Source organism: Streptomyces sp. CNH287 (assembly GCF_000424825.1).
The window spans coordinates 155049-169173 of sequence record NZ_AUKQ01000013.1 but is presented as its reverse complement, the minus strand read 5'-3'; the positions used below and the strand labels follow the sequence as shown (position 1 = coordinate 169173).

Sequence of the window (14125 nt, the reverse complement as noted above, 5' to 3'; positions counted from 1 at the left end):
GCTCCGCGCGGCAAAGAGCGGCTCGAGGCTCCCCCCTCGTGCCTCGAACCGCTCACGGCCTCGCTCAACGCGCGAAGAACCGCATGGACAAGGCTAATTGACTCCCCGTTGTTGTCCAATTACTGAACCGACAAGCACCCATCGATATATTTATCGCTAAGACGCCAGCCGTGCCCGAGCACCTCGCCCACACGAACACCTAGGAGGGCCATGGACCTGGCCCTGCTGCGCACCTTCCTGGCGGTGCACCGCGCCGGTTCGTTCACCCGCGCCGGGGCGCTGCTCGGGGTTTCGCAGCCCGCGGTGACGGGGCAGATCCGCTCCCTGGAGCGCCAGTTGGACCGCCCCCTGTTCGTACGGCAGGCCCGGGGCGTCTCGCCGACCACCGCCGGGGACGAACTGGCGCGCAGGGTCGCCCCGCACCTCGACGCCCTGCTGGAGATCACCGAGGGCGGCCTCGACGAGGAGCCGGGCGGCCGGACCGTACACCTGGCCGGGCCACCGGAGTTCACCGCGCTGCGGGTGCTGCCCGCGCTGGCCTTACTGGTGGAGCACGGGCTGACGCTGCGCGCCGCCTTCGGCGACGCACAGCAGAGTCTGGAGGGGCTGGCCGCCGGACACTGCGACCTCGCTCTGACCACCGCACGTCCGCGCGGCGAACTGCTCACCACGGCACCGCTGTGCGACGAGGAGCTGGTCCTGGTCGCGAGCCCGCGCTGGGCCGCGCGGCTGGGCGGCCCGGCCGTCGTACGGGCGCAGGGGGCGCGCGCGCTCGACCGGGTGCCCGCGCTGTCCGTGCACGAGAGCCTGCCGCTGATGAGCCGCTACTGGGCGGCGGTCTTCGACGCGCCGCTCACCCAGTCGGCGGCCGTGGTGGCGGGCGACCTGCGGGCAGTGCTGGAGTGCGTGGCGGTGGGCGCCGGGATGGCCGTGCTGCCGCGCTATCTGTGCACCGCCGCGCTGGACGCGGGCGAGGTGATCGCCCTGCTGGACCCGCCGGTGCCGCCGCTGCGCACGTACTTCCTGTCCGTACGGGCCGGGACGCTGGCGCTCCCGCATGTCGCCCGCACGCACGACTGGCTGCTGCGCGCGGCGGCGGCCTGGTGAGAGCGGGGGTTTCGGGCCCGCCGACACGGGCGAGATGTCCTGCATGCCTGCTGAGCGCCCCGTCGTCAAGCGCACCGCCCGGGCCATCCTCCTCGATGGCCCGGAGATGATCGTGATCAAACGCACCAAACCCGGCCTGGAGCCCTACTGGATCACCCCCGGCGGCGGCGTGGAGCCCGGTGTGGACGCCACCGTGGTCGACGCCCTGCACCGCGAGGTGGACGAGGAGTTGGGGGCGCGGGTGACGGACGTGGTGCCCGCGTTCGTGGACACGGTGCACCACTCCACGCACCACAGCGCGCACGGGGTGAAGGTGCAGCACTTCTTCGTCTGCCGCCTGCTGTCCATGGACCTCTCCCGGCGGCACGGCCCGGAGGTGGACGAGCCGTGCGGGGAGTACGAGGTCGTCCGGCTGCCCTTCACGCGCCCGGGGATCACCTCCGTGGAGGTCGTACCGCCGTCGCTGCGCGCCTATCTGGACGCCAACATCGAGGGCGTACGGGCGCTGCTGGCGCCCGACCTGCGCTGAGCCCGACCCCGCGCTGAGCCGGGCCCCGCGCTGAGCCGGGCCCCGTGTCAGCCGAACCAGCTCTGGAAGGGCGACGGTCCGCCCTCCGAGGCGCCCGCCGAGGCCCGGCGCCGGGCCTCGGCCAGCGCGCGTTCGGCCTCCGCACGCCAGGCGGCGGGCTCCGGCTCGGGGGGCAGCGTGGGCACGGCGGGGATGACCGCGGGCCGCGTCGCGGGCATCGGCGGCACGGGCGGCGGCGCCTGCGGGGGGAGGGGGGCCGCTGCGGGCGGCTGCGCGGACGCGACCGGCGACAGCACCGGCGCGGGCGGGGGCACGGGCACCGGCGCGGAGCCAGGCAGCGGACCGGGCGCGGGGGCAGGCGCGGGCGCCACCGGAGCTGCCGCCGGGGCCGGTACGGGCGCCCCCGTGCCCTCCGACGCGTGCTCGCGCCGCGGCGCCCGCTCCACCGGGCCCCGCTCGCGCGCGTCCCGGGCGGCGCCGAAGAAGTCGCCGCCCTTGCGCCGGTCGTCGTCCGTGCCCCAGTCGCGCCGGGTGCGCTTGGGGGCCTTCTGCAGGTGCGGTATGTGCTTGGCGCAGTGGATGTACGCCTCCTCCACCGACACCCGTACCCACAGCTGGGCCCGGCGCCCCGGCACCGGGTCCTGCGGCAGGTCCGGGTGCGTGGCGCGGATCTCGGCGTCCTCCACCAGCTCGGCGCGGCCGTTGACGTGCAGGCCGATGCGGGCGCGGACGAAGTCCACCATGAGGATGCCCAGTCGGGGGTTCTCCTGGATGTTGCCGAGGCTGGCGTGCACGCCGTTGCCCCGGTACTCCGGGTAGACCAGGGTCCGTTCGCCGAGCACCTGGAGGAAGCCGGGCGGCCCGGCGCGGAAGCTGTTGTCGCACTCGCCGCGCCGGTCTGCGGTGGCGAGGAAGAACATCTCCTGCCAGCCGATGAACTCCCGCATGCGCGCGTTGAGATGGTCGAGCACCTGGTCGTCGTAGAACCGGTCGGCGCGGGTCTGGGTGCCCAGCCGGCGCTGGAGCGCGTGCTCGCCGTCGCTGCCCGGCCGGGGGGCGGCGTCGGCGGCCCGGGAGTGCTCGCGCCCGTTGACCTGTCCGTGCCGGCGGTGCCCGTGCCCCTGCTCGCGGTCGGACCCCTGCTCGCGGTCGTGCTCGTACTCGTGCCCGCGGCCCTGCCCGTCACCGTGCCAGCCGGGTGCTCCCTCGGCGTCTGCCACCTCTACCGCTCCCTGTGTCCGTCTGTGTGTCGTTCCTCCCCGTGCCCGTCCGGCGGGCGGCCCCGCGCGCGGACGGTGCGGCTGCCCTGCTGAGCTGCCCTACTCAGCGGCGGCGACCAGCGCTTCGAGGGAGTCGTGCCGTATGCGGTGTGCGGGGATGCCCGCGCCGCGCAGGGCGTCCAGCGCGCTGCGGATCATGCCCGGCGGCCCGGAGAGGTAGCCGTCGTACGCACCCCAGGGCCCGTACCGCCGCACCACGTCCGGGAGTTGGCCCGCGAGCGGCGGCTCCGTGCCGGCGGGCAGCCGGCTGCGAGAGTCCGCGGACCGCGAGCGGTCGGAGACCACCGGGCGTACGGACAGCCAGGGGTGGCGGCTCTGGAGCCCCATCATGGTGTCCAGGTCGTAGAGGTCGTGATCGCTGCGCGCCCCGTAGAAGACCTCGACGGGGCGGGACCGGCCGTGCTCGGCGACGTCCTCGACCAGCGCCTTGATCGGCGCGATCCCGGTGCCGCCGCCGAGGCACAGCAGGCCGCTGTCGGTGGTGTGGTCGACCGTCATCGAGCCTGCGGGCGGCCCGAGCCGGACGACGTCGCCCGGCCGCGCCCGGTGCACGAGCGCGCTGGAGACCCACCCGGCGGGCACCGCCTTGACGTGGAAGCTGAGCAGCCCGTCGGAGCGCGGCGCGGAGGCGAAGGAGTAGTGCCGCCACACGCGCGGCCACCACGGCGTCTCCAGGCTGGTGTACTGCCCCGCCCGGAACGGGTACGGCTGGTCCGGGCGCACGGTCACCACGGCGATGCCGGGCGTACGCGCCTCGTGCCCGACGACCTCCGCGTTCCACCAGGCCGGTGCCTGCTTCTCGTCCTCGGCCGCCGCGTCGATCATGATCTGCGAGATGTTGGTGTACGCGCGCACCCAGGCGTCCTCGGCCGCATCGCTCCAGGTGGTCACGGCGTAGCGGGTGAGGGCGCCGATGAGGCACTCGCCGACGGCCGGGTAGTGCTCCGGCAGGGTGCCGTACTTGCGGTGGCCGCGCCCCAGGCCGGAGAGGTAGTCCGCCAGGACGACGGGGTCGTTCGCGAGCCGGGCGGCGGTCAGCAGCGCCTTGAAGATGCGGTCCCGCTGGGTGTCCATGGAGGCGGGGAACAGGTCGCGCAGCTGCGGATGCTGCACGAAGAGCATGGCGTAGAAGTACGCGGTGGCCGAGTCCGCGACGGGCTCGACCTCCTCCAGGGTCCGGCGGATGAGCCCGGCGTCCGTCGGCGGCTCCTGCACCTCGGACACCTCGGTACGGGCCGCCGGTTCGGGGGCGGGGCGCGCGGTGTCGGTGGCGCGCTGGTGTTCCTCGCTGGCGGCGCGCACGGCGGGCACGGCGGATGGCGCCGCGGCGGCCGGCTCGGGGCGTACGCGCGGCTCGTCCCGTACGGGCCGCGCCGGCGGTCTGGGGCGCGAGAGGGGCTCGGCGGCGGCCTCCGCGGCACCGGACGCGGCGGGCGCACCGCGGGCCCCGGGGGCGGCCTCCGCCTCGGCGGTGGCCCGCCGTACCGCGCCGGAGCCGACCGGCCGTATCGGCGTCACGGGGCGGCTGGGTATCTCCCCCGTCGCGGACTCGCGCTCCCGCGCCGCCGCCGGGGCGGCCGGGGAGCCGTCCTTCTTCGCCGAGGCGAACCAGCTCCACTCGGCGCCGTCACCGGCGCTGCCGCCGTCGCCGTCAGCAGCCGAAGGGCCGTTGCCGGCCGACGTGGTCGTCATGATCTGCCTCGCCTCGAACGTCTTCCGGTCGGACCGCGCGTGTCCCGAAGCCGGAAGTGCCTGCAATGTGCGACCCCCTGAGGCATCGGCCGCGAATCACAGCCCGGCGATGCGGAGTCGACCATACCGTTATGGCATCGATCCACAAGCCCCGTGCACAGGTGGGCAGATGTCCCTGATTAACCCCCGCGAAGTGGAGGAAAAGCCTGAACCGCGCAACCACGGCCAGCGGGCGCAAATCACCTTCCCCCGGCCCGGCGGGGCGCAGATCCCGCAGAAGGTCATCGGCGTACCCGGCCCGGCAGGGGCGTGCGGCGAAGCGGGGAGGGCGGACGTGTCGTCCTATGACGCTCCGCCATGGGGCGGTCACGATCAGCGCGAACCAGGCACACGTCTCACACCGGATCTTCACCTTCGCAGGGGATGACAGAACCCCGCCCGGCTGCGAAGCGGGCGCGGCGCCGGGCGGTGCCGTACCCGCCGCGGCCTCCGCCGCCGGCCGTACTCGACGCCGAGTACGGCCGGATACTCCCCGGACGGGACGACCCGTGAGCGCGGGCAAGCGAATGTAGTGCCCATGACGAACTCAACGGCAGAACAACCGCGGCGCCCCGGCCCGGTCCTCCCGCGGTCGGTCCGGCGGCTCTGCCTGGTGGTCCATGTGGTGGTCTCCGTCAGCTGGTTCGGGCTCTCGCTGTGCATGCTCACGCTCTCCCTGATGGGCGCGACCAGCGACGTGCCCGCCACCGACGAGGTCGCCTACCGGGCGATGAAGACCCTCGGCAACTGGCTGCTCGTACCCGTCGCCCTGCTCGCCCCGGCCACCGGGCTCCTCCTCGCCCTGGGCACCCACTGGCGGCTGGCCCGGCACCGCTGGGTCTACGTCAAGTTCTGGATGACCGTGACCCTCGCCACCCTCTCCCTCTTCGCCTTCCGGGTCGACCTGGAGCACTCGGCGGACCTGGTGGCCGCCGGAAAGCCGGTGCCCGCCGAACAGATGCTGTACGGGCCGATCGTCTCCGTCGCCTCCTTCGCGCTGATCATCACGATCTCGCTGCTCAAACCGTGGGGCCGCACGAAGCGCGGACGCAGGAAGCTGGCGGAGGAACGCGGCACGCCTACGGCCGGAAATCGGGTGGCCTCGCTCACCGGTGATCCGGCAGCCTGACCAGTTGTGCCGTCACCCACACCCGCTCCGCCCCCGTCCCCCGGCCCCGCCGCCTCCCTGGTGGACCTGCCGGTACGCCCGCTCAGGCCCGGCGACCTGGCCGCCTGCCTCCGGCTCGCGGTGGACCGCGGCTGGGAGCACGAGGACCGCAAGTGGCGGCTGCTGCTGACGGCGGGGCGGGGGTGGGGCGTGGACGCCCCGGACCGGCCGGGCGAGCTGCTCGGCGCGTACGTCCTCACCTCGTACGCGGGCGGGGGCGCGGCGGAGGACCCCGCGGCGGGCGAACGCCCGCCCGGTGGCGGCGCGTTCGGCTGGCTGAGCATGGTGCTGGTGGCCCGCCGCTGCGCGCGGCGGGGGCTCGGCCGCCGCCTGGTGCGGCACGCCCTCGCCGAGGCCGGCGGCTCCGGACTCCTCCTCGCCGCGACGCAGGCCGGGCAGCCGCTCTACGAGCAGCTCGGCTTCACCTCCGTCGCCCGCACCACCGTGCTGCGCGGCACCTTCACCGGCGCACTGCCCCCGGGGCCCGCGGACGCGCGGGTACGCACCGCCACGGTGGCCGACCTGCGGGCCGTCATCGCCCTGGACGCCGGGGCGTTCGGCGCGGACCGCACCGGACTGCTCGCCCGGCTCCCCGCGTTCGCCGACCGCCTCGTGGTCGCGGAGCCTGCCGACGGCGCCTCCGCCGGTACGCTCACCGGCTTCGCCGCCTGCTGGCCCTCCCCCTCGGCCACCGTGCTGGGTCCCGTCGTCGCCGAGGACCCCCACACCGCGCAGGCGCTGATCACCGACCTCGCCACCGGCACGACCGGCCCCGTGCGCTACGACGTCGACTCCCGGCACGCCGCGCTGGAGCGCTGGCTGCGGGGCAACGGCCTGGCTCCGGCGGACGTCCACAGCCTGATGACGTACGCCCTGCCGGACGTGCCCGGCGACCTGAGCCGCCGCTTCGCCCCGTACGCGGCGGCGCTGGGCTGAGCGGGGGCGGCACCGCCGCTGCCCGGCGCCGCCGTTCCGCCGTCACCACACCGGGCGCAGCGGCGGCACCTCCGTACCGGCGAGGGCCCGGATGACGCGGACGAGGTCCGCGCGCAGGGGGCCGAGTTCCGCGCTCCCGCCCGCGCTCCCGCCCGCATCGCCGTCCGCCGCGTCACCGCCCGCCGCGTCGCCGCCGAGCCGGTCGGCGAGTTCGGCCTCCAGCCCCCGCAGCAGCCGCCCCGCGACGTCCAGATGGGCGCGCGCGGTGTCCGTGAGCACCACCAGCTTCCGCCGTCCGCCCGCCGGGTGCGGTTCGCGCCGTACGTAGCCGCGCCGCTCCAGGTCGTCGACGAGCTGGCCCGCCGCCTGCTTGGTCACCCCCAGCCGCACCGCGAGTTCGCTGCCGGTGGCGCCCGCCGAGCCGAGCGCCTGGAAGGCGAGGCCGTGTACGGGCCGCAGGTCCGCGTACCCGGCCTCGGCGACCCGGCCGTTGAACTCGGCCAGCAGGAGCTGGAAGGCCAGGCCGAGCAGGACGGTCAGCTCGGTGCGGTGCAGGGGGTCGTCGTGTTCCACGGAGCCATGGTGACACAGGCGAGTCAACGTGCTTTACTCACTCCTTGGTAAAGCTCCTTGACCCAACGGAGGACCCCATGCGCGTCATCACCCCCGACCTGGCCCGTACGACCGCCACCCCCAACGCCGTGCTGACCAGCCTGGCCACCCCGCAACTGGGCAGCGCGGGGCTGAGCACCTGGCGGGTGCGGATGGAGCCCGGCAGCTCCGGCCCGGCGCACACCATGGACCGCGAGCAGGTCCACGTGGTCACCGAGGGCTCGTTCACCCTCTCCGCCGGGGACCGCACGGAGACCGTCGCGGCGGGCTCCACGCTGATCGTGCCCGCCGGGGTCGAACGCCGCGTCCACGCCGGTGACCAGGGCTTCGAGGCGCTGGTCACGATGCTCGCCGACGCGCGGGTGAGCGTGCCCGGCGAGGAGCCGCGCCCGCTGCCCTGGGCGGAGTGACCGGCACGGCCCGGCCCCACCGCCGCGCCCCGGGCGGGGCCGGGCGCCCGCGGCGGCCGACGGAGCCGGGCGTAGCCTGCGGGACATGGACATCGCGTCAACACCGGGGCCCTCCCCCGAAGCCACGGCCACGGAACTCGTCATGCGGCACGCGAAGGCGGCCGACCTGCCCGCACTCGTCGCGCTGCTCGCCGACGACGCGCTGGGCGCGCAGCGCGAGACCCCCGGCGACCTCGCCCCCTACGAGCGGGCGTTCGAGCGGATCAGCGGCGATCCCCATCAGCACCTCATGGTCGCCGAGCGGGGAGATCCCGCGCGGACCGTCGGCACCCTCCACCTGACGGTCATCCCCGGACTGTCCCGGCGGGGCGCCACCCGCGCCCTGATCGAGGCCGTCCGCGTGCACGGCGACGAGCGCGGCAGCGGCCTGGGCACGCTGCTCATCGAGTGGGCCGTCGCCGAGGCCCGCCGCCAGGGCTGCGCCCTGGTCCAGCTCACCTCCGACGCCACCCGCATCGACGCCCACCGCTTCTACGAGCGGCTCGGCTTCGAGGCCTCGCACCTGGGGTTCAAGATGTCGCTCTGAGGGCCCTGCCCCTGCACTGCGTCCGGTCCCCTGAACCCCGCGGGCTCGGGCGGGTTGCGCCAGTCCCGCCCGGCGACGCTTCCCCTCGGTGGTGCACGGCTGGAGACTGTGCTCCGAGACGTTCAGAGGAGGCGACCAGGTGGCAGTCACGGACACGAAGCGGTACCCGGACGCGTACCGGCAGGACACGGTGGCATTCGTGCGCCTGACGGAGCGGGCGGGGGCCGGGCGGCGGGGCCGTACGCTCGCTGCTGCCGTCCTCGCGCTGGCCGTGCCGCTCACCGGCTGCACCACGGATGGCGGCGGAGACGGCCGCCCGCCCGCCGAGGGCAGGCCCTCCGAGCACCCTTCCCCCGACGACTTCAACGGCGACGGCTACGGCGACTTCGCGTTCACCGTCCAGCCCGGCACGGCCGGCACCCAGATCCGCCGGAGCACCCTGATCGTCGTCCCCGGCTCCCCCGACGGCCTGGACCCGCGCCACACCCGGCGGTTCAAGGACGTCGAGCAGTACGGCGCCGCCCACCGCGCCGACCTGGACGGCGACGGCTACACCGACCTCCTCGCGCGCCGCACCGAAGGCGGGGACTCCGCGCCCGTCGTCCTGTACGGAGGCCCCGACGGCGTCTCCGCACCCCGACGCACCTCCCTCCCGGCCGACTTCACCGCGTCCGCTCTCTCCCTCGGGGACTTCGACGGCGACGGGCACGCCGACCTGTACGCGCCGTCCTTCCGCTTCACCCCCGCTGCCCGGGAGGAGGGCGAGGGCGAACCGCTCCCGGCCGCCACCGGGACGCCCGGCCCGCGGGCACCGGCAGGCCCCGTCGCGCACGGCCCGTTCGACCGCCGGAGCGGGAAGCCGGCCCGCGTCACCGGCGCCTCCGGCAGCGCGCCCGCCGACGGCTCCGTCGTCGGCGACTTCGACGGCGACGGACACGACGACGCCCTCCTCACCTACGACCTGCACCCCGAGGACGAGCAGGACGACGACGCCCCCGTGCGCCCGCCCAGCGTCCGCTTCCACCGGGGCTCCCCGCAGGGCATGGCCGTCGACCCGGCCGCCCCGGCCGCTAAGGTCGCCGCCGACCTGCACTCGATCTCGCACGACGGTCTCGGCAGCGCGTACAGCGGCGACGTCGACGGGGACGGCATCGACGACCTCATCACCTCCGTCGCCGACCACGGCCGCTCCAACACCGGCGGCGTACGCGTCCGGCACGGCTCCCGCGAGGGCCTCGGCAAGGGGCGCCCCGACGAGTTGATCGGCGGCACCCGGCACCTCACCTTCGGCCAGCCCACCACCGTCGGCGAGATCAACGGCGACGGCCGTCCCGACCTCCTCCTCGACACACCCGGCTACCAGCACCGCAACGGCAAGATCGTCTTCGTCCCCGGCGGTCCCGGCTCCCGCCCCGACTGGACCCGCTTCCAGGAGATGGACGCGCTCGCCGACGGCCTTCCGCCCACCCCCAACCGCGACGGCTGGAACGCCTTCAACCACCTCGCCCTCCTCGACACCGACAACGACGGCTACGAGGACGCGATCATCCTCGATCCCCTGATGGACGAGCGCCGCGGCCTGTTCATCGAACTCCGCGGCGGCAAGGACGGCTTCGACCCGCACCGGCACCGCACGTTCCGCCCCGCCGACGCCGGGGTTCGCCTGCAGGAGGGGTGAGACCCCGCCCGCACCGACGACCGCCCGGCACGGCGGGAGGCACAGCGGGAGGCAGGGCTCCGCCGCTTGAGGACCGGGACGGACCTCAACCCCTTCTACGCTCCTTCCGAGTGCCGGGCGCCCCCGGCCTCCTGCCCCCGCCCCGAAGGAGCCCCGCCCGCGATGAGCGAGCTGCCGCACACCCCCGCCGAGCGCGTCTCCTGGCCCGCCGCCCGCGCCCGGCGGCTCGCCCGGCACTCGCTGGACGCCCCCGCTCGCGACAGCGACCCGGCCGCGGTCGCGGGCGCGCTGTGCGGGGCGCACGCGCAGGTCCTGTCGGCGGCCGAGATCTCCCTGTGCGTACGGCTGACGGGCGCCACCCGTACGGACGTCCGGCGCGCGCTGTGGACGGATCGGACGCTGGTCAAGACATACGGCCCGCGCGGCACCGTCCATCTGCTGCCCAGCCGCGACCTGCCGCTGTGGACCGGGGCCCTCGGCGCCTTGCAGGCGCCCGCCGGCGCTACCGCCGCCCCCGCGGACGGCGGGGCACCGCACCCGCAGACCGGCGGAGTGCTGACGTACGCGCAGACGGACGCGGTCGTCGACGCCGTGGCCGACGCGCTGGCCGACGCCGAACTGACCGCCGACGAGCTGACCGAGGCGGTCGTCGCGCGCATCGGCGCCTGGGCCGGTGACCCGGTGGTGGAGGCCTTCCAGGGCAAGTGGCCGCGCTGGCGCGGCGCCACCGCCGTGGCCGCGCACCGCGGCGCTCTGTGCTTCGGCCCCGACCGGGGCCGCCGCGTCACCTACACCAACCCGCACCGCTGGCTGCCCGGCTTCACCCCTCAGGACGGGCCCGCCGCGACGGACGAGGTCGTACGGCGCTACCTGTACGCCTACGGTCCGGCCGCGCCGCAGCACTTCGCCCGGTGGATGGCCGCGCCGCGCAACTGGGCGGCGCGGGTGTTCGACGCGCTCGCCCGGCGGGGCGAGATCCGGCCGGTGGACCTGGCGGGGACGGCGGCCTGGGCGCTGGCCTCGGAGCCGGAGTTCGGGAACGCGCCGGAGCCCGGACCGGGCGGACCAGGCGAGGGCGCGGGCGGACTGCGGCTGCTGCCCTACTTCGACGCCTACGCGGTCGGCAGCCACCCGCGCGAGCGCGTCTTCCCCGGCCGCGCCGCCGAACGCGCCCTGTCCCGGGGCCAGGCGGGCAACTTCCCCGTGCTCCTGATCGACGGCACGGTCGCCGGTGTCTGGCACCAGCGCCGCTCGGGACGCACGATCCGGCTGACCGTGGAGCCGCTGACGGAGCTGGACGGCGCCCGGCGCGAAGCGCTCGACGTACAGGCCGCGCGGCTCGGCGAGATCATGGAGGGGACCGTCCAGGTCACGGTCGGCCCCGTCACGGTGGGCGCGCACGCCTGACCGCGCCCCGCCCCCGGAAAGCCGAGTGCCCGGCCGACGGGGGGGGTCGGCCGGGCGGTCATTCGGTCACGCGGTCATTTCAGCCACGCGGTCATGCGGTCGGGGGCGCAGCCACCGTACGGGCGGTCAGCCCGCCGTGTGGTTGCGGTAGATAAGCGCCGCGCGGTTGCGGTTCATCTCGGGGTGCCCCTGGAAACCGCTCGCCAGCACGGTGTCCGTGCGGGTGTCGGTGGTCAGGTCGGTGATGCTCTGACCGTCGGGGTTGTCGATCGCGGGGAACTGCTCGACCGTCCACTTGCCGGCGTCCAGGCGGAGGAACTCGTCGTACAGGCCGACCCAGAGGGTGCCCGCCGCGTACGCCGCGCCGTGCACGTACTCCGTCTTCGGGAACGCGGGCAGGCTCTTGTGCTGCCAGGAGGTGCCGTTCCAGTACAGGTAGCCGTCCTTGGTCTTGGAGCCGAAGACGTACAGCTGGTTCGCGGAGACCGTCACGCCCTCGTTGACGTAGCCCTTGTACGTGGCGGGGAGGGTGCCCTTGGAGAAGGAGGTGCCGTTCCAGCGGTACGCGACCTGGGTGCCGTAGCTGCTCGCGGCGTTGCCCAGCACCCAGAAGTTCTTGCCGGAGGTGCCCACGACGGTGTCGGGCACGACGTCGGGCATGGTCACCTTCTTCCAGCTGGTGCCGTCGTAGCGCACGGCCCCCTTCGTGATGGAGTCGAAGGCCCACATGTCGTTCGAGGCGAAGGCGCGGAAGGTGTCCACCGCGTACTTGGTACCGGTGGCGGTGCTCGACCAGGTCTTGCCGTTCCAGTGCCAGCGCTGCGGGGTGTCCTGGCGGTCGAAGAGGTAGAGGTTGGTGCACGAGACGCCGCCGACCGCGCCGTAGAGCCTCCCCCCGTCGTCAGGGACGTTCGGGACCGGCAGGTTCTTCCACGCGGTGCCGTTCCAGCAGCGGATCACCTCGCCCTCGTAGAGGGCCACGACGTCGCCGGAGCTGGTCGTCTCGATCTGCTTGTAGCTGCGCGCCGTGGTGGGCTCGAGGGCTTCCAGCTTCCAGGCGCCGGGGACCGCTGCGGCCTTCGTCGAGTTCGTACCGGCCTTTTGGGCCTTCTGTGCCTTCGGAGCCGGAGTGTCCTCCCCGGCGATGGCGGGCGCCGCGACAGCGGTGAGTCCGGCCAGTATCCCCACGGCCGCAGCTGCGCGAACAACTCTTTTGATTCGCAAGTAACTCCCCTTCGACATGCTCGGCCCGGAGCACCGCGAACGCGCACCGCGACGAACCCAACTTCGCGTCGCACCAGGGCGGTTCCGGGAGGAGGATGATACTCCTGAAGGGCCGTGCCCAGCTCCCCGTTACTCCGTACGCGCCAGCAAATTCTGGGGTGGTGTGGTTCAGGGGTGTGGGGTGGTGTCGGGGTGGTGGTGGGTGGCGGTGCACTGGAGCATCAGCGGTTCTCCAAAAGGCCGGTGTCAGTGTCAGGGGGTCCAGTCGTCGGTGGGCGGGAAGGCCCATATCGGTGTGCCGGTGCGGTCCTCGACCAGCGCACCCGAGAGCGTGCACGGAACGTCGCCGTGGCGGTTGTGTGCTTCGAGGCGGGCCTCGGGGACGTTGATCTTGATGTGGCGTTTGCAGCGCGGGCAGTGCAGGCTGCGCAGACGGCTGTCACGCGGACCACTGCCGCCGCTCACTCGGCCTCCCCGGCGGACGTGGTGGGGGTGGCGTGCCAGGGTTGGACGGTCAGGTGGCGGTAGCTGCGGTGCGATGGGTGTGCCTGGGCATGGGAGGTCACCCACTCCCGCAACGTGTCCAGACAGTTGGCCGGGTGGGACTGCTGGTTGCAGGCCAGGCACTGCATCACCTGCCGGGCCACCGCGTCCCGGCGCGGGTCGGGAGCCGCACGCCACATCACCGGCGACGGCGCCGGGCTGGTGTGGGCGCGCACCCGCAGCGAGGCGTCTTTCAGCAGCCGGTAGGTGATGCCGCCCTCGAACATCAAAAGGCGGTCCCCGCCCGAGCAGGCACGCATCTCCCGCACCGTGCGCCAGCCACCCCGCACATGCACCACATCGCCGACCCGCACCGACCACACGGTCACATGAGGACCGCCCTGGAAACTCTCCACAGGCATCAACAGCCCTCCTTGTGCAGGGCTGGGCGGGCGACCTGAACAGGCTGTCGGCAATCCGGCGCCTGCGGCGGCAGCGGCGCATCCCGCAGCGCCCGGCACAACTGCGCATGCACCAACTCCGCCTCAGCGGAGGAGAGGTGGAGGTTGACGTCCGCCTCGGGCCGCCCGTTGTGCACCAGCCACAACGGCAGCAGACACCTCCCGAACTCCACCTGCCGCAACACCGGCCTGCCCGGAATCCGGTCAATACGCCAACCCACAGGACGACGCACCATCATCAGACCCGCTCCTCCGTGCTCAGGACGATGAGCACTGGCCGTGCCTCACCTGCGTCAGTTCGATGACAGGCGGCAGATAAGGCGAACATCTGCCTCACTCGGATCACAGTGAGACGCGTGCGGTGCTTCATGTCGGTCCACCCCTTCAAGCGATCGGCCACGCGCTGGGGCCGTTTGGCATGGTTGCCGCGCCCCTGTATTCATCCAACGACGGTGCGGAAGGCATCACTTGCACAGCTCTTGCACACTTCGGCGTGCGTCAGGCAGGCATTGG

The 14125-nt window shown here is 74.1% G+C and carries 15 protein-coding genes; 8 read left to right on the top strand and 7 right to left on the bottom strand.

From position 1 onward, the window contains the following. The first annotated feature begins 210 nt into the window (after positions 1–210). Both H299_RS0114780 and H299_RS0114775 read left to right on the top strand, forming a co-directional pair. Positions 211–1107 (top strand): LysR family transcriptional regulator, encoded by an 897-nt coding sequence (locus tag H299_RS0114780; RefSeq protein WP_027749037.1) that lies wholly within the window; start codon positions 211–213, stop codon positions 1105–1107. Between the two features lie 34 nt (positions 1108–1141). Further along, positions 1142–1636, top strand: a complete 495-nt coding sequence (locus tag H299_RS0114775; RefSeq protein ID WP_486587275.1) for an NUDIX domain-containing protein — start codon at positions 1142–1144, stop codon at positions 1634–1636. Between the two features lie 47 nt (positions 1637–1683). Here the strand turns inward: H299_RS0114775 and H299_RS34250 are convergent, their stop codons facing one another. Together H299_RS34250 and H299_RS0114765 are read right to left on the bottom strand one after the other, a co-directional pair. Beyond that, positions 1684–2856 carry a pyridoxamine 5'-phosphate oxidase family protein gene (locus tag H299_RS34250; protein WP_078512743.1) on the bottom strand — a complete coding sequence of 391 codons (1173 nt, stop codon included), beginning with the start codon at positions 2854–2856 and terminating at the stop codon, positions 1684–1686. Between the two features lie 99 nt (positions 2857–2955). After that, positions 2956–4608: a globin domain-containing protein gene (locus H299_RS0114765; RefSeq protein ID WP_037759057.1), complete on the bottom strand. Its 1653-nt coding sequence runs from the start codon at positions 4606–4608 to the stop codon at positions 2956–2958. 577 nt (positions 4609–5185) lie between these two features. Here H299_RS0114765 and H299_RS34245 point away from each other — a divergent pair. Further along, positions 5186–5776 carry a hypothetical protein gene (locus H299_RS34245; RefSeq protein WP_078512742.1) on the top strand — a complete coding sequence of 197 codons (591 nt, stop codon included), beginning with the start codon at positions 5186–5188 and terminating at the stop codon, positions 5774–5776. A gap of 6 nt (positions 5777–5782) precedes the next feature. Continuing rightward, entirely contained in the window at positions 5783–6751 is a 969-nt protein-coding gene (locus tag H299_RS0114755; RefSeq protein ID WP_051262484.1) for a GNAT family N-acetyltransferase, read from the top strand. A gap of 42 nt (positions 6752–6793) precedes the next feature. On the opposite strand, the gene H299_RS0114750 is transcribed toward H299_RS0114755, so the two are convergent. After that, positions 6794–7324: a MarR family transcriptional regulator gene (locus tag H299_RS0114750; protein WP_027749033.1), complete on the bottom strand. Its 531-nt coding sequence runs from the start codon at positions 7322–7324 to the stop codon at positions 6794–6796. A gap of 77 nt (positions 7325–7401) precedes the next feature. Between H299_RS0114750 and H299_RS0114745 the strand changes: the two genes are divergently transcribed. The 4 genes from H299_RS0114745 (at position 7402) to H299_RS0114730 (ending at position 11444) form a co-directional block, all read left to right on the top strand. Further along, positions 7402–7773 (top strand): cupin domain-containing protein, encoded by a 372-nt coding sequence (locus H299_RS0114745; protein ID WP_027749032.1) that lies wholly within the window; start codon positions 7402–7404, stop codon positions 7771–7773. A 142-nt stretch (positions 7774–7915) separates the two neighbouring features. Further along, entirely contained in the window at positions 7916–8359 is a 444-nt protein-coding gene (locus tag H299_RS0114740) for a GNAT family N-acetyltransferase (protein ID WP_027749031.1), read from the top strand. 139 nt (positions 8360–8498) lie between these two features. Further along, the gene (locus H299_RS0114735; protein WP_027749030.1) at positions 8499–10037 is read left to right on the top strand and encodes an FG-GAP repeat domain-containing protein; all 1539 of its coding nucleotides are present in this window, start codon (positions 8499–8501) and stop codon (positions 10035–10037) included. 162 nt (positions 10038–10199) lie between these two features. After that, positions 10200–11444: a winged helix DNA-binding domain-containing protein gene (locus H299_RS0114730; RefSeq protein WP_027749029.1), complete on the top strand. Its 1245-nt coding sequence runs from the start codon at positions 10200–10202 to the stop codon at positions 11442–11444. 126 nt (positions 11445–11570) lie between these two features. Here H299_RS0114730 and H299_RS0114725 read toward each other — a convergent pair whose 3' ends face one another. The 4 genes from H299_RS0114725 to H299_RS34240 all read right to left on the bottom strand — a co-directional run bounded on the left by H299_RS0114725 (position 11571) and on the right by H299_RS34240 (position 13851). Continuing rightward, complete coding sequence (locus H299_RS0114725; RefSeq protein WP_027749028.1) at positions 11571–12632, bottom strand: hypothetical protein; 1062 nt, start codon at positions 12630–12632, stop codon at positions 11571–11573. Between the two features lie 288 nt (positions 12633–12920). Continuing rightward, complete coding sequence (locus H299_RS0114720; RefSeq protein WP_027749027.1) at positions 12921–13133, bottom strand: hypothetical protein; 213 nt, start codon at positions 13131–13133, stop codon at positions 12921–12923. Next, on the bottom strand, positions 13130–13573 hold the full coding sequence (locus H299_RS0114715; RefSeq protein ID WP_027749026.1) for a DUF7848 domain-containing protein: 444 nt from the start codon (positions 13571–13573) through the stop codon (positions 13130–13132). Before H299_RS0114715 ends, H299_RS0114720 begins: the two co-directional genes overlap by 4 nt. Next, positions 13573–13851: a hypothetical protein gene (locus H299_RS34240; RefSeq protein ID WP_486587274.1), complete on the bottom strand. Its 279-nt coding sequence runs from the start codon at positions 13849–13851 to the stop codon at positions 13573–13575. The genes H299_RS0114715 and H299_RS34240 overlap by 1 nt, the downstream gene beginning before the upstream one ends. Positions 13852–14125: the final 274 nt, after the last annotated feature.